Raw genomic sequence first — 17886 nt, forward strand, 5'->3', positions numbered from 1 at the left:
CATGGTTCAAGAAACATTCACCTCCGCGTTCCTTCAGGGCTGGCTGATGACCGCCGGGCTCATCGTCGCCATCGGCGCGCAGAACGCGCTCGTGCTGCGGCAGGGCCTGACGCGCACGCACGTCGGGCCGGTGGTGGTGCTGTGCACGCTGTCGGATTGGCTGCTGATTGCGCTGGGTGTGTTTGGCCTCGGTGCCGTGATCCAGTCGTCGCCCCTGCTGCTGCAGGCCTTCCGTTTCGGCGGGGCTGCGTTCCTGGTGGTCTACGGCTTGCGCTCCGCACTGCAGGCCTGGCGCGGGCAGGGTGCGCTGACCCAGGCCGACGCCCGTGGCAACACGCTGGCGGCGACCCTGGTCAGCACGCTCGCGCTGACCTACCTGAACCCGCACGTCTACCTCGACACCGTGGTGCTGCTCGGCAGCGTGGGGGCGCAACATGGCAGCGAAGGCCGTATCGCCTTTGCCACCGGCGCGGGCCTGGCCTCACTAATGTGGTTCGTGATGCTCGGGTACGGGGCCGTGGCGGCGTCGCGCTGGCTGCGCCATCCCGTGGTGTGGCGCGCTATCGATGTCGGCGTGGCGGTGGTGATGTTCAGCGTGGCCACACAGCTGTTGCTGAAAGGGACCGTGTGACCCAGGCGGCACGCCGAAACGAAACAAGCCACGCTCACGCGTGGCTTGCGTTTGAAGGCGCCGCTCAGTAGGTCGACGCGGTCTTGCTGCCAGACGACTTGTAGCGCGCGATCGCGTTCTTCAAATCCGTGTACTCGGCGCAGGGCAGCGTGCAGACCTTGTTGAGCGTGGCCAGGCGCTTCTCGGCCATTGGCAGATCGCCCTTCATCAGGTACAGCTCGCCCGAGTATTCGAGCGTGCCACGGTGGTTCGGGTCGATGCGCAGCGCGTCGTTGTAGAACTTCTCCGAGCCCGCCAGATCCGGCGTCTTCGATTTGCGCAGGCTGTAGCCCATCAGGTTGTTCCAGTCCGCGCTGCCGGTGTCGTTGACGCGCTTCAGTTCATCGATGGCGCCGGCCCAGTTCTTGGCGGCAATCTGCTCGCGGGCAGCGGCCAGCTTGTCGGTCGACGTCGCAGGCCCGGTGTCGGCAGCAAAGGCCGCATTCAACGACAGCGTCAGCAGGGTGGCGGTGAGCAGGTTCTTCAGGGTGGCGTGCATGGTGGATGTGTCCTCTTGGCTTGGATGGCAGACGCCTGAATTGGCGTCTTGAATAGACTTACGGAGTCACCTTGGATGACGGACGCAGCCGAGTGCAAAAATTTAGTCGGCAGTCGCATCGGCTCACCAAAGCTTGACGCAATGGCCACTCAACACGAAAGGTTGCGTGGGCTTGTCGCCTGGCTTCGCCGCCCTCTCTTCCAGGCTGACGGCCAAGCGCGACACCTGAGAAAACAGCTTCTCCGACTCATCACTCAATGCCAGCGTGGATGACCCGCCCGGCGTCACCACGCCCACCGGGAAGGCCGCACTGCCGTCTCGCGGCAAGGCCCAGAGTTGCGCCACGCGGCCGCTGGGCACCGAGAGCGCCTGCAGCAGCTTGATGGTGAGTTGCCGCCCATGCCGGCGCGAACTGGCCAGCACGGCCGGCTTGCCTTCGCTGTCGGTCAACAGGCCCACATAACTGGCCGGCAGGCTCTCGGCCTGCGGCTCCAGGCCGATCAGCCCCGGCTGAATGCGTAGCACCACGGTGCACAGCAGCACACCTGCAAGCACCCCGCCCAGCGCGCGCCACCATCCCGCGCTCTTGCGCGGCGGAGCGAACAGGCGCTGCTCCAGCCCTTGCCACACCGCGTTGCGCGGCGCCATCGGCGGCAGGCTGGTCGACAGAACCGTGAACCGCTCTTGCCACGCAGCCACAGCGCGGCCGGCCGCCGGCGCCTGGCTCAGCACGCGCTCGAAGCGGCGCCTCGCGCCACCGGCGAGCGTTCCCAGTACGTATTCGCGCGCCAGGCGATCCAGCCGTTCCGGCAACAGATAGTTCATGCGGATGCCTCCGAGGAGGCCGTGCTGACACGCGTCATGCGGCGACTCCCGCCGCCTGCAGGCAATCCTTCAGCTTGTCCAAACCCCGCCGCACCCACGCCTTGGCCGTGCCTAGCGGCGCATTCATCGCCTCGGCGATGTCGGTGTGGACCATGCCGCGGTAGTAAGCCAGCGCGAGCGCCTGGCGTTGCGACGCGTTCAGCTCGCCCATGCAGGCGCCGATGTGGGCCTTGGTCAGGCTGTCGTCGAGCAGGCGCTGCGGTTCTAGCGCGGCGTCGCCGGCGATTTCCAGGGCCTCGTCGTCGAGCGCCACGGTCGAGCCGCGCTCGGTCTTGCCCGAGCGCAGGGCGTCGATCGCCTTGTTGCGCACGATGTTGATGAGCCAGGTCATCGGCGTAGCCACGACGGGGTTGTAGCCACTCGCGCTGTGCCAGACGTTCATGAAAGCTTCCTGCAGCACCTCTTCGGCGCGGTCCCTGTTGTTCAATATACGGAACGCGACGCTCAACAGATGCGCGCAGGTGGCGCGATAAAGCCGCTCGAACGCAGCCCGGTCGTGCAGGGCGGTGCGCGACATCAGGGTGGTAAGGTCGTCGACAGCTGGCATGGTGGTGCCGATCCGGAGGGAATGACGCGCGAGTCTACAATCGCGCCCCCCTTGCGTGACCCCTCCCTGTATGTACTGCGCCATCGACTTCGGCACCTCCAACTCGGCCATCGCCATTCCGGCCGGCGGTGAAATGCGCCTGGTCGAGCTGGAGCCAAGCCACCGCACCATGCCGACGGCGGTCTTCTACTTCGTCGAAGGCTCCGAGGCTCATGGGCCGCCGCGTGCTTTCGGGCGGGCCGCGCTGGCGGCGTATGTCGATGGCATCGATGGCCGCCTGATGCGCTCGATGAAGAGCATCCTCGGCAGCAGCCTGGTCGAGCAGACCACCGACGTGGGCGGTGGCCGCGGCGTGAAGTACCTCGACATCATCGCCGGCTACCTGCTGCACCTGAAGACGCTCGCCGAGCGCGAGGCCGGGGCGAGCATCGACCAGGTGGTGCTGGGCCGGCCGGTCTTCTTCGTCGACGAAGAGCCCGAGCGCGATGCGCAGGCCCAGGCCACGCTGGAAACCGCAGCACGTGCCGTCGGCTTCCGCGAGATCCACTTCCAGTACGAACCGATCGCCGCCGCATTCGACTTCGAGCGCAGCGTGAGCAGCGAGCAGGTGGTGCTGGTGGCCGACATCGGTGGCGGCACCTCCGACTTCTCGGTCGTGCGCGTCGGGCCCGAGCAAGCCAAGCGGCTGGAGCGCAAGGGCGACATCCTCGCCAACCATGGCGTGCATATCGCCGGTACCGACTTCGACCGCCGCGTTGAACTGGCCAGCATCCTGGGTGAATTCGGCTACGGCGCCTACGGCCCCAGCACGAACGGCGCACCGGCGCGCGAGGTGCCGAGCGCGGTCTACTTCGACCTCGCCACCTGGCACCTCATCAACACCCTGTACAGCCCGCAGCGCGTCGCCGAGTTGCGGCAGATGCGCAGCTTCTACGCCGACGCACGCCATCACCAGCGCTTGATGACGGTGGTCACCGAGCGCCTGGGCCACGAGCTCGCATCACGTGCCGAGGCCGCGAAGATCAGCGTGGCTGAAGGCGGCGACACGCGCATCGACCTCAGCCACGTCGAACGTGCACTCGCCGTCACGCTGACCGAGCGCGAGGCGGTGCAGGCTATCTCAGGCGATCTGGAGCGCATCGTCGACGCGGCGCGTGTCACGGTGGCGCAGGCCGGCTTGCGGCCGGATCAGATCGATGCGCTGTATTTCACCGGCGGCTCCACCGGGTTGCGCTTGCTGGCGCAACAGATCGCAGCCGTGTTCCCCCAGGCGCGTGCCGTGCGCGGTGACCGCTTCGCCAGCGTGGCCACCGGTTTGGCGCTGCACGCGCAACGCTGGTTCACGCGCGCGCAGTAAGTTTTACCGGCGCCGTGGTGCCGGTCGTTTCGGTTTTGGCGCCGCGTTGCTCGCGGGTTGCGGCCGGCCCACATCGGCCAGCAGCAGCGTGGCGCGCACCAGGCCTTCGACTGCTTCAGACAGGTCTTCCGGTGGCTCGAGCGTCTCGATCTCTTCGAGCAACTCGTCGGCGTCTTCCAGGTCGTCCGGACTCAGGTGCCGGTACAGCAGGGCGAGCGGTTCGGTGAGCGACTGCGCGTCGCGCTGCATCAGTTCGGGAAACAACTCCATCGCGGTCGCGAAGCCCGCCACCCACGGGTACACGGCGTCGACCTCGGAGGGCTCGTCGTCTTCACCTTCGAGCTCGAACACCCAGGGGTCGAACCATTGGCGGCGCGAGATCGCGTCGTTCAGCTCCGCGTGCCGCCGCAAGGCCAATTCATGCAGGCGCGTCGCGTCGAAGCGGCTCGGCAGCGCACGGCCGTCGGCGTCCGTGATGTGCGGCAACCAGCGGCTGGCGGGCACGCGCACCGGCTGAACCAGCAGTCCGCACAAGAAGCCATCGAGCATGCTTACGTCGAGTGGTTCGAGGGGCGGAGGAACGGCATCGAGCAGTGCCTGCAACTCTTCGAGTTCGGATTCGTTCAGTGGAACTTGGGGTGATTTGTGAAACGTGGCCATCTCGGCATTGTCGCGTGGCGACCCGTGAAAGAGGGTGACGTTAAAAGTACTTCGGTGCCGCGTGCTTCGCAGACCTTGCGATGTGCGAAGTCTTGAGGTGCACGAACTTCGCATCGACTCGCTGATGCGCTGTTGCTACAAAGCGTTTCCATTCGTCCCTCGTATTGGGGATGGATGGCGTGCACCTCGCACGACTACATTTTCGCTGTGCTGTCACACGGGGTCTTCACAGACCACGAGGTACACGGTCCGAATCGCCAGAGCGCTCAAGAAGAAAAACGCGCCGCAGAAGCGAGAGAACCGCACCGGTCCCAACGACGTCCTTCAGAGGACTTCAACAGCCCACCCTTCATCGGGTGGGCTTTTTTTTGCCTCGGTGTTGAACCGCCTAGGCATCGAAGCCCGAGGCCAGGTGAGTGCGCAAGTGCGCCACCAGCGCCTGCACCGCCTTCGGGGTCGTCGGGCTCCACGGGTGCATCGCATAGATCGCATCGCCGAACACGCCCACCGGCCTCCATGTGGGCATCAAGACTCGCAGACGACGCGCCCGCAGCGCCGCGGCGGCGCTGAAGTCGGGCAGCAGCGCAATGCCAAGGCCTGACAAGGCCGCGTCGCGCAGCACCTCGCTGTTGCTTGCACGCAGGGGGCCCTGCACGGTGACGCTCACGCGTTCAGGTTCGTTCTTGGTCTTGCCCGCGCCGCGCTCGAATTGCCAGACCGAGGGGCCGGGCCGCAGGTAGGGTAGGCAGGCGTGGTTCACCAGCTCGCCCGGGTGCGCCGGCGTGCCGTTTCGCTTCAGGTAAGCGCTGCTCGCCACCAGCAGCGAGCGCGAGCCGCAGAGCTTCCACGCCACGTGGTTGTCGGGGGGCGCGCTGGTGTGGCGCACCGCCAGGTCGAAGCCTTCGTGCGCGAGCGTCAGCAGGCGGTCGGACAGGTCGAGCTCGATGCGCACGTCGGGCTGCGCTCGCGCGAACGACTCGATCAGCGGCGCCACGTGCTGGCGCCCCAGCGCCACCGGCGCCGTCACACGCAGCAGGCCGCGTGGTTGCGTGGCCAGGTCGCGTGCCTCGCCCACGCTGCGGGCGATGTGGGCGAAGCTTTCGCTCGTCTGCTCCACCAGACGCTGGCCGGCTTCGGTGAGCCGCACCGAACGCGTGGTGCGTTGCACCAGCGTCTGGCCCACCGAGCGCTCGAGCTCGGTGATGCGCTGGCTCACCGCCGCTTTCGACAGGCCGAGCCGCTGGGCCACCTGCGTGAAGCTCGCCAGCTGCGCGAGCAATGTGAGCGCATGGACCTGCGGCCAAAGCAGGTCGATGCGCTGGTCGAGAGGGATCGCGTTGGTCGCCATGGCACTGCACCTCGGAGCGGTCGATTGTTCAGTTTATCGAACAATGAAGTCACGCCAGCGAGGTTGGCAAGCGCCTCCCTGGCGCCTAGACTGAATCGTTCAAGACACACACTGGAGACAGACATGGGCGCACCCGAAGCATTTGCCACCACCCACGACGTGGGGCACTTCATCAACGGCGTCGCCGTCGAGAGCCGCAGCGGTCGCAGCCAGCCGGTCTTCAACCCGGCCACCGGCGCTGCTGCCCGCAAGGTCGCGCTCGCCAGCGTCGACGAAGTGAACGCCGCGGTGGCCTCTGCGCAGGCCGCCTTCCCGGCCTGGGCCGACACGCCACCGATCCGCCGCGGGCGCGTGATGTTCAAGTTCCTCGAGCTGATGAACCAGCACAAGGACACGCTCGCCGCGATGATCACCGCCGAGCACGGCAAGGTGTTCACCGATGCGCAGGGCGAAGTGAGCCGCGGCATCGACATCATCGAGTTCGCCTGCGGCATCCCGCAGCTGCTGAAGGGCGACTACACCGAGCAGGTCTCCACCGGCATCGACAACTGGACGATGCGCCAGCCGCTCGGCGTGGTGGCCGGCATCACGCCGTTCAACTTCCCGTGCATGGTGCCGTGCTGGATGTTCCCGGTCGCCATTGCCGCCGGCAACACCTTCGTGCTGAAACCCAGCGAGCGTGACCCGTCGGCGTCGATCTTCATGGCCGAACTGATGAAGCAGGCCGGCCTGCCCGATGGCGTGTTCAACGTCGTGCAAGGCGACAAGCTCGCCGTCGACACGCTGCTCACGCACTCCGACGTGAAGGCCATCAGCTTCGTCGGCTCCACGCCGATCGCGCAGTACATCTACGAAACCGGCGCACGCCACGGCAAGCGCGTGCAGGCCCTGGGCGGCGCGAAGAACCACATGGTGGTGATGCCCGATGCCGACCTGGAGCAGACGGTCGACGCCCTCATCGGCGCGGGCTACGGCTCGGCCGGCGAGCGCTGCATGGCGATCAGCGTGGCGGTGGCCGTGGGCGACGTGGCCGACAAGCTCGTGCCGGCGCTCGCTGCGCGTGCGAAGACGCTCAAGATCAAGAACGGCATGGAACTCGATGCTGAGATGGGCCCGATCGTCACCGCACAGGCGCTGGAGCGCATCACAGGCTACATCGAGCAGGGTGTGACGGAGGGTGCGCAACTCGTCGTCGACGGCCGCGGCTTCAAAGTACCTGGCCACGAGCAAGGCTTCTGGATCGGCGGCACGCTGTTCGACCACGTGACGCCCGAGATGAAGATCTACAAGGAAGAGATCTTCGGCCCGGTGCTGGCCGTGGTGCGCGTACCCGACTTCGCGGCTGCCGTGAAGCTCGTCAATGACCACGAATTCGGCAACGGCGTGGCCTGCTTCACCAGCGACGGCAACGTGGCACGCGAGTTCGCGCGGCGCATCCAGGTCGGCATGGTCGGCATCAACGTGCCGATCCCGGTGCCGATGGCCTGGCACGGTTTTGGCGGCTGGAAGAAGAGCCTGTTCGGCGACATGCACGCCTACGGCGAAGAGGGTGTGCGCTTCTATACCAAGCAGAAGAGCGTGATGCAGCGCTGGCCGGCGAGCATCGCGAAAGGTGCCGAGTTCGTGATGCCCACCGCTAAATAACGGCCCCCAGTCGCTTCGCTCCTGCCCCCAAGGGGCAGAGCCCGGACGCATCTTGTCCAGTGGACAAGATGCGCCTGGCGAAGGGCCGGGCGTCCTCGCCCGGTGCGGCCTGCAAGGCCTGGCCGGGCCCTTGGGGCGGCCCGGCAGGCGGGCATTGCTTGATCGACGGGTTCGGCGTAGCCGTCCCGTTTTACCCGGCTCTCATCAAACCGCTTCCGGCTGCCCGCTGTGCAATGAGCGCGTGATCGCCAAACCGATGCGCGTGGCCTCGGTCGCATCCGATAGCTTCAGCGCCAGTGGCTGCTCGCCGCGGCACGCGGCCACGAAGCTTTGCATCTCGCGCGCGAACGCGTCGCTGAAGCGTTCGAAGAAGTCGGCCACCGGCTGGTGCCGCACGCCATGTACGTCGCTCGTCACCACGCGGTCTCGCGCCGCGCCCTGGCCGATCAGCAAGTTGCCTTTCGTGCCGATGATCTCGGTCTGCGTCTCGTGCCCATGCGCAAAGGTGCGCGAGGCGTACAGCATGGCGCGCTGACCGCCTTCGAACTCGACCACGGCGATGCCGTTGTCCACATCGCCGATCGGCTTCAGGCCCTGGTGAATGGCGATCGTGCCGGTGGCCCAGGCGCGCACCGCGCGCGGTACGCCTTGGGCATCTGCCAGCAGCCAGCGCGCGAGGTCGATGTCGTGCACGCTGCAGTCCATGAAGATGCCGCCCGAGGTCGGCGCGAACTGGATGAACGCGCCGCTCTCGTCGTTCTGGTCGCAGGTCTGYGATCGCACCATGAAGGCCCGGCCGATCTCTCCGCGCGCAATCGCCTGCTGCGCCCGCTGGTAGCTCGCGTCGAAGCGCCGCACGAAGCCCACCATCGCGACGCGGTCGGCATGCTGCGCGGCGAACCGCTCCACGCGTTCGCAGTCTTCCACGTTCAGCGCCAGCGGCTTTTCGACGAACACATGCTTGCCCGCAGCGAGCGCGGCGATCACCTGGTCGGCATGCAGCGGCGTGGGCGTGACCAGCACCACCGCGTCGACCGCCGGATCGCGCACGAACTCGTCGAAGTCGGCATGGCGGCGCTGCACGCCGAAGGTGTCGCAGGCCATGTCGAGCTCGGCGGGCACCGGGCTGCAGGCCGACACGAGCTGGCAGTTGCGCGTGTTGAAAGCCAGCGTCTCCGCGTGGCGCCGGCCCAGGCGGCCGAGGCCGGCAATGCCTACCCGAAGCGGCGGCGCGGCCATCAGAGCGTCACCGCCTGGCCGGTCTTGAGCGACTCGGCCGCAGCATCGGCGAGCTTCTGCGCTGCCACGCCGTCGGCGATCGTCGTGCGGAACGGAGCGCCTGACTGCAGGCACTCGAAGAAGTGCGTCACCTCGAGCCGGTACGCCTCGCGGTAGCGCTGCAGGAAGAAGTGCTCGGGCTTGTCGACGTGCACGCCGCTCGCGTCCATCTGCATCACCTCCGTCGGCTTGTGGTTGCCGCAGGCGACGAGGCCCTTGGAGCCCAGCACCTCGAAGCGCTGGTCGTAGCCGTAGGCCGCGCGGCGCGAGGTGTTGATCTGGCACAGCTTGCCGGCCTTCGTGCGCAGCGTCACCGCGGTGGTGTCGATGTCGCCCACGGCGGCGATCTCGGGGTCGGTGAGGCATGAGCCGGTGGCGCTGATCCACGCGGCTTCGTCACCGCCATCGGCGAGGATCCAGCGGAAGATGTCGAAGTCGTGGATCAGCATGTCGCGGAAGATGCCGCCCGAGCCCTTGAGGTACTGCGCCGGTGGCGCGCCCGGGTCGCGGCTGGTGACGACCAGCATCTCGGGCACGCCGATCTCGCCGCGCGCGATCCGCTCCTTGGCCGCGTTGAAGGTCGGGTCGAAGCGGCGCTGGAAGCCGATCATGCAGGCCACCCCGGCGGCCTTCACCGCCTCGGCGCAGGCCACGGCGCGCGGCACCGAGAGGTCGATCGGCTTCTCGCAGAAGATGTGCTTGCGCGCCGCCGCGGCGCGGCTGATCAGGTCGCTGTGCGTGTCGGTCGGCGAGGTGATGGCCACCACCTCGATGGCCGGGTCGGCGAAGGCAGCCTCGATGCTGCTTACCTTCGCGCCCACCTGCTCGGCCAGCGAGGCGGCCGAATCGGCGATGGGGTCGTACACGTACTTCACCTGCACGCCCGGCAGCGCGGCCAGGTTTGCAGCGTGGATGCGGCCAATGCGGCCGGCACCGAAAACGGCAACTTGCTTCATGGGTTCGACAGGCTTTGTTGAGTGGGTTGGTGTTCGAGCTCCAGCCGGTACGCCAGCGCGATGAACAGGCTTTGCGCCAGGCCCATCGTGCTGGTGAGCGAACGGAAGCCCAGCGGGCTGTGGTCTTGCACCAGCAGCGTGGCGTGTGCGTGGCGTGCGAGCGGGCTCATGCGGCTGTCGGTGATGGCGATCAGCTTGCCGCCGCGCTGCACCGCGGTCTCGGCCATCACCTGCGTCTCTTCGGCATAGGGCGTGAACGAGATCGCGATCATCACGTCGCCCGTGCGCAGCGAGCGCAGCTGCGCCTCGTGCATGCTGCCCAGCGCGGTGAGCAGCTGGATGCGCTTGTCGGTGTGCTGCAGCGCGTAGCCCAGATAGGCCGCCACCGGGAAGGACCGGCGCGCGCCGGCGATCCACACCGAGTCGGCCTTGACCAGCAGCTCCACCGCTTTGACGAAGGTGGGCGCATGCAGCGAGCGCTGCAGCTCCTGCATGTCGGCAATGCTGCTGCCGAGAAACTCGTGCGCGATGTCGACGCTCGTCGTCGGGCTCTGGCCGGCTGCGATGACCTCGCGGATGCGCGACTGGTAGTTACGGCTCGGCACGATCTGCTTCGAGATGCCGTCGCGAAACAGCTTCTGCATTTCGCTGAAGCCCGAGAAGCCGAAGTGCTTGGCGAAGCGGATCACCGCCGAAGGCTGCACGCCGCAATGCGCGGCCATCTCCTGGATGCCCTCGAGGCCGATGTGCTCGCGGTGCTGCTCCACGTGGCGCGCGATCAGCTTGAGCTGCTTGCTCAGCGAATCGAACTCCTTGGAGATGTCCTTGAGCAGGCGCTCGATGGTGGGCTTGGGTGGGCTCGTGGCCATGGGAAGGTGAAGGCGCGAAGGGAATACCCGCAGTATAGAAAGCGTCGCAGCAGAAAAAGAAATGGTTTTCCACTAGAAAACAAAATAGAAAAATAATTGCAATTCGCGGAAGCGACTTCTAGAATTTGTTGCGTCTCGATGCGTGGCCTCTGTGTCTGTTGCCGACGCGTTGCATGGACGACCAACAACATATGGAGACAAGATGAAATCGACACCCTTGAAGATGCTCGCCAAGGCCCTGGCCGCGAGCGCGCTGGTGGCCTTGAGCGCCGCGGCGCATGCCGACAAGTACGTGCTCATCAGCCACGCGCCCGATTCCGATTCGTGGTGGAACACGATCAAGAACGCCGTCAAGCAGGCGGGTGAAGACTACGGCGTGCAGGTCGACTACCGCAATCCGTCGGGCGGTGACCTGGCCGACATGTCACGACTGATCGAGCAGGCCGCCGCGGCCGGCTACGACGGCGTCATCACCACCATCGCCGACTACCAGGTGCTGCAAGGCAGCCTCGGCAAGGTCACCGCGAAGAAGATCCCGCTCATCACCATCAACTCGGGCACCACCGAGCAGAGCGAGAAGCTCGGTGCTGTGATGCACGTGGGCCAGCCCGAGTACGAAGCCGGCAAGGGCGCTGGCGAGCGCGCCAAGGCCAAGGGCGTGAAGAGCTTCCTGTGCGTGAACCACTACGCCACCAACCCAGCCTCGTTCGAGCGCTGCCGCGGCTTCGGCGAAGCGATTGGCGTCGACTACAAGAAGTCCACGCTCGACGTGGGCGACGACCCGACCACCATCGAGTCCAAGGTCTCCGCCTACCTGCGCCAGAACCCGAGCACCGGCGGCGTGCTCACGCTCGGCCCCACCTCGGCCGTGCCCACGCTGAAGGCGCTGGAGAAGATGGGCCTCAAGGGCAAGATCTGGATGGCGACCTTCGACCTCTCGGATGAAATCTCCAAGGGCATCAAGGACGGCTCGGTGCAGTTCGGCATCGACCAGCAGCCCTACCTGCAGGGCTACATCCCGGTGGCCGTGCTCGCCACGATGAAGAGCATGAAGTCGACCGACCTGAAGAAGGTGGCCGACGCCGTCAAGGCCAACCCCAAGACGCAGGCGCGCTTCACCGAATACGGCCTCACGCCGGCCTTCGGTGCACGCCACATCGGCTCCGGCCCCGGCTTCGTCACCAAGGACAACATCGGCAAGGTCGAGAAATACGCCGGGCAGTACCGCTGAGCGTGGGGCTCATTCCGTTCGGAGGGCTCGCTGCCTCCGTTCGGACTGAGCCGCAGCTCCGTTCGCGCTGAGCCGGCCGAAGGGCCGCCACGCGAACGGAATCTTCCGGCGCCTCTTTCCAAGGACAACCCCATGGCCACTCACGCGCACCCCGTGCAAGAGACCTTCATGCCCCCAACACAAAGCGCTGCACCCGCGGCACCGGCCGCTGCCGCCGACGAGCGCGTGCGCGCCATCAGCCCGTGGCGCCGCTTTCTCGCGCGGCCCGAGTTCGGGTCGATCTCGGGTGCGGTGCTGGTGTTCGTGCTGTTCGCCTTCTCGGCCGGCGGCTCAGGCATGTTCAGCATGGAAGGCGTCGTCAACTGGGGCACGGTGGCCGCTTTCCTCGGCGTGCTGTCGGTGGGTGCGGCGCTGCTCATGATCGGCGGTGAGTTCGACCTCTCCATCGGCTCGATGATCGGCTTCGCCGGGATGATGCTGTCCATCCCCGCGCTCTATTGGGGCTGGCCGCTGTGGCTGTCTTGCTTCTTCACCTTCGGGCTGTGCATGCTGCTCGGCGCCTTCAACGGCTACCTGGTGGTGAGAACGGGGCTGCCGTCGTTCATCGTCACGCTGGCCTTCTTCTTCATGCTGCGCGGGCTGTCGCTCGCGGTCTCGGTGCAGCTCACCGGCAAGACCATCATCAGCACCAACGGCGACATGGTGCTGCGCGAGCTCACGCAGACCGACGTGCTGTTCAGCACCTTGTTCAGCGGGCACGTGTTCACCGACCTATTCAACTGGCTCGCCCGCATCGGCCTGCTGCCCGCGCGCGACGACGGCAGCGCGCTCGCGATCGGCGTGCCCAAGGTCGTGATGTGGTGGCTGCTGCTCACCGCGGCCGGCGCCTTCACGCTCGCGAAGACGCGCTTCGGCAACTGGGTGCTGGCCGTCGGTGGTGACGTCAACGCGGCCAAGAACACCGGCATCCCGGTGCCCTTCGTCAAGGTGATGCTGTTCGTGATCATGGCGGCGTGCTCGACGCTCTTCGCCGTGCTGCAGGTGGCAGACGCCGGCTCGGCTGCGGCCGACCGCGGCTTGCAGAAAGAGTTCGAGGCCATCATCGCCGCGGTGATCGGCGGCTGCCTGCTCACGGGCGGCTACGGCTCGGTGGTGGGCGCGTCGATCGGCGCACTGATCTTCGGCGTGGTGCAGATCGGCATCGGATACACCAGCATCGACAACAACTGGTACCGCGTGTTCCTCGGCTTGATGCTGCTGATCGCGGTGCTGTTCAACAACTTCATCCGCAAGCGCGTGGCGCTTGGGCGGCGTTGAAGGAGTGATGCCATGAGTGAATACATCCTCCAGCTCGAAGCGGTCAGCAAATACTTTGGCGCCGTGATCTCGTTGAACGAGGTCACGTTGCGCCTCAAGCGCGGCGAAGTGCACTGCCTGCTCGGCGACAACGGCGCCGGCAAGTCCACGCTGATCAAGACGCTGGCGGGCGTGCACCGCCCCAGCAAGGGCGAGTACCTGTTCGACGGTGAGCCGGTGCGCTTCCGTTCGCCGCGCCAGGCGCTCGACATGGGCATCGCCACCGTCTACCAAGACCTGGCGCTGGTGCCGCTGATGAGCGTGGCGCGCAACTTCTACATGGGCCGCGAGCCGGTGAAGAAGCTCTTCGGCTTCTTGCCGGTGATGGACCATGCGCTCGCCGGCGAAACGGCCTGCACCAAGCTGGGCGAGATGGGCATCAAGGTGCGCGATGCCGACCAGATGATCGGCACCATGTCCGGCGGCGAGAAGCAGTGCCTCGCGATTGCGCGCGCCATCCACTTCGGCGCCAAGGTGCTGATCCTCGACGAGCCCACCGCGGCGCTCGGCGTGAAGCAGAGCGTCAACGTGCTGAAGCTGATCCGCAAGGCGCGCGAGCGTGGCATCGCCGTCATCTTCATCACGCACAACGTCAACCATGCCTACCCGGTGGCCGACAGCTTCACGCTTCTCAACCGCGGCAAGTCGCTCGGCACCTTCGCCAAGAACGAGGTCAGCAAGGAGCAGGTGCTCGACATGATGGCCGGCGGCGCCGAGATGAAGAAGTTGATGGCCGAGCTGGACGAGGTGACGATCTGAGATGAGCGACCTCCACATTCCCAGCGGCCGCCGGTTCGACCTGGCCTGCCTCGGCCGCCTCGCCGTCGACCTCTACGCACAGCAGGTCGGCAGCCGCCTCGAAGACGTCAGCAGCTTCGCCAAGTACCTCGGTGGCTCGTCGGCCAACATCGCCTTCGGCGCAGCGCGGCTCGGCATGCGCGCCGCCATGGTCTCGCGCGTCGGTGACGAGCAGATGGGCCGCTTTCTCACCGAGACGCTGCAGCGCGAGGGCTGCGACACCTCGCAGGTGCAGATCGACCCGCAGCGCCTCACCGCGCTCGTGCTGCTGGGCCTGAAAGACCGCGACACCTTCCCGCTGCTGTTCTACCGCGAGAACTGTGCCGACATGGCGCTCGCCGCCGACGCGATCAGCGAAGACTTCATCGCGCAGTGCCGCGCGCTGCTCATCACCGGCACGCACCTCAGCGCACCCGGCGTGCGTGCCGCGTCGACCACGGCGCTCGCCTACGCCGAGAAGCACGGCGTGCTGCGCGTGCTCGACATCGACTACCGCCCCGTGCTGTGGGGCCTCACCAAACGCGGCGAAGGCGAGAACCGCTTCGTCGAGAGCGAGGCCGTCACCGCGCAGCTGCAGGCAGTGCTGCCCGAGTTCGACCTGTTGATCGGCACGGCCGAAGAGTTCTCCATCGCCGGGGGCGTGCCGGGCGACCTGCTGGCGTCACTGCGCGAGGTACGCAAGGTCACCAAGGCAGCGTTCGTCGTGAAGCTCGGCGCCGCCGGCTGCTGCTTCATCCCCGGCACCGTGCCCGCGCGCATCGAAGACGCACCCACCGTGCAAGGCGAACGCATCGAGGTGATGAACGTGCTCGGTGCGGGCGATGCCTTTGCCGCGGGCCTGCTCACCGGCTTTCTCCAGGGCCAAAGCTTCGAGGAGGCTGCGCGGCTGGCTAACGCCTGCGGTGCCATCGTCGTCTCGCGCCATGCCTGCGCGCCGGCCATGCCGACCCCGCAGGAGCTGAGCCACTGGTTCAGCGGCCAGCGCAACCCGAAGGTCGATTCCGATCAGCAGCTGGCCCACCTGCACCGCAGCACCGTGCCACGCAAGGCCTGGGGCGAGTTGTGCGTGATGGCCTTCGATCACCGCACCCAGTTCTTCGAGATGGCACGCGAGGCCGGCGTCAGCGAAGAGCGCGTGCCGGCGCTGAAGAAGCTGCTGGTGCGCGCGGCCGAGCAGGTCGAGGCCACGCGCTCGCTGCAAGGCCGCATCGGCGTGCTGATCGACAGCGTCTACGGCGCCGATGCACTCGCGTCCGCCACCGGCCGCGGCTGGTGGGTCGGCCGCCCGGTCGAGCTGCCGGGCTCGCGCCCGCTGTGCTTCGACGTCAACCCCTCCATCGGCTCGCAGCTCGTGAGCTGGCCCGCCGAGCAGGTGGTGAAGTGCCTCGTGCACTACCACCCCGACGACGAAACGGCGTTGCGCCTCGCGCAAGAGCAGCGCCTGCAGGAGCTGTGGGTCGCCACGCGCCAGAGCGGCCATGAGCTGCTGCTGGAGATCATTCCGCCGCGGGCGATGGTCGAGGGCGCGGGCGAGGCCGATGCCGCCGTGCTGCGCGCCGTCAAGCGCCTCTACAACCTCGGCTTCAAGCCCGAGTGGTGGAAGCTCGCGCCGATGGCGGCCGAGGGCTGGCAGGCGTTGGCCGAGCTGGTGGCCGAGCGCGACCCGCAGTGCCGCGGTGCGGTGATCCTCGGGCTCAACCAGCCGCTCTCGCACCTGGCCGCGAGCTTCGCGCAGGCCAGCAACCCCATCGTCAAAGGGTTCATGGTCGGGCGTACGCTGTGGGCCACGGCATCGCTGCAATGGTTGCGCGGCGAACTGAGCGACACGGCCCTGGTCGACGACGTGGCGCGCAACTTCATCACGCTGGTCGACGCCTGGCTCGCCTCGCGGGCCGGCGCCGCGGCACAACCGAACAAGGTGGCTGCATGACGACAACCGTTCGCCTCACGATGGCCCAGGCCCTGGTGCGCCACCTCGCTGCGCTGCGCGTGGAGATGGCCGACGGCAGCGTGCAGCCCTACGTCGGCGGTGTGTTCTCGATCTTCGGCCACGGCAACGTGGCCGGCATCGGCGAAGCGCTGGCCGCCGAGCGCGCCGTGCTGCCCACGCTGCGCGCGCACAACGAGCAGGCCATGGCGCATGCGGCCATCGCGTATGCCAAGGCGCAATTCCGCCAGCGCATCATGGCCGTCACCAGCTCCATCGGCCCGGGCGCCACCAACCTCGTCACCGCGGCGGCGTTGGCACATGTGAACCGCCTGCCGGTGCTGCTGCTGCCGGGCGACGTGTTCGCGTCGCGCGCGCCCGACCCGGTGCTGCAGCAGCTCGAAGACTTCCACCACGGCGACGTGTCGGCCAACGACTGCCTGCGCCCCGTCACCCGTTACTTCGACCGGCTGATGCGGCCCGAGCAGGTCCTCACCGCCTTGCCGCGCGCCGTGCAGGTCATGACCGACCCGGCGCTGTGCGGCCCGGTGTGCCTGGCGCTGCCGCAAGACGCGCAGACGCAGGCCTTCGATTGCCCCGAAGAATTCTTGCAGCCCGCGCTGATCCGCTTCCGCCGCGCGCCGGCCGAGGCGGGCGAGATGCAGCGCGCCGTCGCGCTGCTCAAGGCCGCCCGGCGCCCGCTCATCATTGCCGGCGGCGGCGTTCTTTACAGCCAGGCCTGGGAAGCGCTGCGCAGCTTCGCGCAGGCGCACGGCGTGCCGGTGGCCGAGTCGCAGGCCGGCAAGAGCAGCCTGCCCTGGGATGACCCGCTGAACGCCGGCGCCATCGGCGTCACCGGCTCGCCCGCGGCCAATGCGCTCGCGCGCGATGCTGATGTGATCCTCGCGGTGGGCACGCGGCTGCAAGACTTCACGACCGGCTCGCACACGCTCTTCGGCCATGCGCAGCTGATCGGCCTCAACGTGCAGCCCCTGGATGCCGCCAAGTGGCACGGCGCCACGCTGGTGGCCGATGCGCGCACGGGCCTCGAGCAACTGGCCCATTCACTCCAAGGCTGGCAAGCCGAGCCGAGCTGGACGTCGCGCGCAAAGGGGCTCGCTCAAACCTGGCGCGACCGCGTCACCCAGCTCACCACCGCCGAGCCGCAAGGCGAACTGCCCTACGACGCCGAAGTGATCGGCGCGGTGCGCGACTCGGCCTCGTTCTCGCCCGCGACCGACGTGGTCGTCTGCGCCGCCGGCACGCTGCCGGCCGAACTGCACAAGCTGTGGCGCGCCGCCGGCCCCGGCAACTACCACATGGAGTACGGCTACTCGTGCATGGGCTACGAGATCGCCGGCGGCCTGGGCGTGAAGCTCGCGCGGCCGCAGCAAGAAGTCATCGTGATGGTGGGCGACGGCAGCTACATGATGATGAACTCCGAGATCGCGAGCTCGGTGATGCTGGGCCGCAAGCTCATCGTCGTGGTACTCGACAACCGTGGCTACGGCTGCATCCACCGCCTGCAGCGCGCGAGCGGCGGCGAGCGCTTCAACAACCTGCTCGACGACTGTGTGCCCGAAGGCGGCACCCGCTCGAGCATCGATTTCGCGGCCCACGCGGCGAGCATGGGCGCCGGTGCCGTGCATGTGGCCGGCGTGCGCGAACTCAAGGCCGCGATGGTGAAGGCACGCGCCGCCAGCAAGACGCAGGTCATCGTGATCGACACCACGCCCGAGCGGACCACCGACGACGGCGGCTGCTGGTGGGAGGTGGCCATCCCCGAGGTCTCGGCCCGCGCCGAAGTGAACGAAGCGCAGGCACGCTATCTGGCCGACAAGGCAAATCAAAAGCTCTGAGC

At 67.3% G+C, this 17886-nt stretch carries 16 protein-coding genes; 8 read left to right on the forward strand and 8 right to left on the reverse strand.

Annotation, left to right across the window (positions count from 1 at the left end; all coding sequences use genetic code 11):
* Window position 1 precedes the first annotated feature (1 nt).
* A complete protein-coding gene (locus AC1DYS_RS04200; protein WP_477896337.1) occupies window positions 2–631 on the forward strand; it encodes a LysE/ArgO family amino acid transporter in 630 nt (209 codons plus the stop codon).
* A gap of 64 nt (window positions 632–695) precedes the next feature.
* On the opposite strand, the gene AC1DYS_RS04205 is transcribed toward AC1DYS_RS04200, so the two are convergent.
* From AC1DYS_RS04205 to AC1DYS_RS04215, 3 genes are all read right to left on the reverse strand, one after another.
* A complete protein-coding gene (locus AC1DYS_RS04205; protein ID WP_477896339.1) occupies window positions 696–1169 on the reverse strand; it encodes a tetratricopeptide repeat protein in 474 nt (157 codons plus the stop codon).
* A gap of 123 nt (window positions 1170–1292) precedes the next feature.
* Window positions 1293–1994 carry an anti-sigma factor gene (locus AC1DYS_RS04210; RefSeq protein WP_477896341.1) on the reverse strand — a complete coding sequence of 234 codons (702 nt, stop codon included), beginning with the start codon at window positions 1992–1994 and terminating at the stop codon, window positions 1293–1295.
* Between the two features lie 34 nt (window positions 1995–2028).
* Window positions 2029–2712: a sigma-70 family RNA polymerase sigma factor gene (locus tag AC1DYS_RS04215; protein WP_477896343.1), complete on the reverse strand. Its 684-nt coding sequence runs from the start codon at window positions 2710–2712 to the stop codon at window positions 2029–2031.
* On the opposite strand from AC1DYS_RS04215, the gene AC1DYS_RS04220 reads away from it, so the two are divergent.
* Window positions 2672–3958: an Hsp70 family protein gene (locus AC1DYS_RS04220; protein WP_477896345.1), complete on the forward strand. Its 1287-nt coding sequence runs from the start codon at window positions 2672–2674 to the stop codon at window positions 3956–3958. The two genes, AC1DYS_RS04215 and AC1DYS_RS04220, sit on opposite strands and share 41 nt — an antisense overlap.
* Before the next feature lie 3 nt (window positions 3959–3961).
* On the opposite strand, the gene AC1DYS_RS04225 is transcribed toward AC1DYS_RS04220, so the two are convergent.
* The gene (locus AC1DYS_RS04225; protein WP_477896347.1) at window positions 3962–4618 is read right to left on the reverse strand and encodes a YecA/YgfB family protein; all 657 of its coding nucleotides are present in this window, start codon (window positions 4616–4618) and stop codon (window positions 3962–3964) included.
* Window positions 4619–5006: 388 nt separating this feature from the next.
* Window positions 5007–5966 carry a LysR family transcriptional regulator gene (locus AC1DYS_RS04230; protein ID WP_477896349.1) on the reverse strand — a complete coding sequence of 320 codons (960 nt, stop codon included), beginning with the start codon at window positions 5964–5966 and terminating at the stop codon, window positions 5007–5009.
* A gap of 123 nt (window positions 5967–6089) precedes the next feature.
* Between AC1DYS_RS04230 and AC1DYS_RS04235 the strand changes: the two genes are divergently transcribed.
* Entirely contained in the window at window positions 6090–7610 is a 1521-nt protein-coding gene (locus AC1DYS_RS04235) for a CoA-acylating methylmalonate-semialdehyde dehydrogenase (protein ID WP_477896351.1), read from the forward strand.
* Window positions 7611–7814: 204 nt separating this feature from the next.
* On the opposite strand, the gene AC1DYS_RS04240 is transcribed toward AC1DYS_RS04235, so the two are convergent.
* The 3 genes from AC1DYS_RS04240 to AC1DYS_RS04250 are packed head-to-tail and all read right to left on the reverse strand — an operon-like array spanning window position 7815 to window position 10713.
* The gene (locus tag AC1DYS_RS04240; protein WP_477896353.1) at window positions 7815–8849 is read right to left on the reverse strand and encodes a Gfo/Idh/MocA family oxidoreductase; all 1035 of its coding nucleotides are present in this window, start codon (window positions 8847–8849) and stop codon (window positions 7815–7817) included.
* Window positions 8849–9844 carry an inositol 2-dehydrogenase gene (gene iolG / locus AC1DYS_RS04245; protein WP_477896355.1) on the reverse strand — a complete coding sequence of 332 codons (996 nt, stop codon included), beginning with the start codon at window positions 9842–9844 and terminating at the stop codon, window positions 8849–8851. The genes AC1DYS_RS04240 and iolG overlap by 1 nt, the downstream gene beginning before the upstream one ends.
* Window positions 9841–10713 (reverse strand): MurR/RpiR family transcriptional regulator, encoded by an 873-nt coding sequence (locus tag AC1DYS_RS04250; protein WP_047497145.1) that lies wholly within the window; start codon window positions 10711–10713, stop codon window positions 9841–9843. The genes iolG and AC1DYS_RS04250 overlap by 4 nt, the downstream gene beginning before the upstream one ends.
* A gap of 202 nt (window positions 10714–10915) precedes the next feature.
* Here AC1DYS_RS04250 and AC1DYS_RS04255 point away from each other — a divergent pair, with 202 nt between their 5' ends.
* The 5 genes from AC1DYS_RS04255 to iolD all read left to right on the forward strand — a co-directional run bounded on the left by AC1DYS_RS04255 (window position 10916) and on the right by iolD (window position 17884).
* The gene (locus AC1DYS_RS04255) at window positions 10916–11944 is read left to right on the forward strand and encodes a sugar ABC transporter substrate-binding protein (protein ID WP_477896357.1); all 1029 of its coding nucleotides are present in this window, start codon (window positions 10916–10918) and stop codon (window positions 11942–11944) included.
* Between the two features lie 168 nt (window positions 11945–12112).
* A complete protein-coding gene (locus AC1DYS_RS04260; RefSeq protein WP_477897268.1) occupies window positions 12113–13261 on the forward strand; it encodes an ABC transporter permease in 1149 nt (382 codons plus the stop codon).
* Window positions 13262–13273: 12 nt separating this feature from the next.
* Window positions 13274–14059 (forward strand): ATP-binding cassette domain-containing protein, encoded by a 786-nt coding sequence (locus AC1DYS_RS04265; RefSeq protein ID WP_477896359.1) that lies wholly within the window; start codon window positions 13274–13276, stop codon window positions 14057–14059.
* A 1-nt stretch (window position 14060) separates the two neighbouring features.
* Window positions 14061–16028 carry a bifunctional 5-dehydro-2-deoxygluconokinase/5-dehydro-2-deoxyphosphogluconate aldolase gene (locus AC1DYS_RS04270; protein ID WP_477896361.1) on the forward strand — a complete coding sequence of 656 codons (1968 nt, stop codon included), beginning with the start codon at window positions 14061–14063 and terminating at the stop codon, window positions 16026–16028.
* Window positions 16025–17884, forward strand: a complete 1860-nt coding sequence (iolD, locus tag AC1DYS_RS04275) for a 3D-(3,5/4)-trihydroxycyclohexane-1,2-dione acylhydrolase (decyclizing) (protein ID WP_477896363.1) — start codon at window positions 16025–16027, stop codon at window positions 17882–17884. Before AC1DYS_RS04270 ends, iolD begins: the two co-directional genes overlap by 4 nt.
* The last annotated feature ends 2 nt before the right edge of the window (window positions 17885–17886 follow it).

The organism is Rhizobacter sp. P2_G4, from assembly GCF_056403575.1.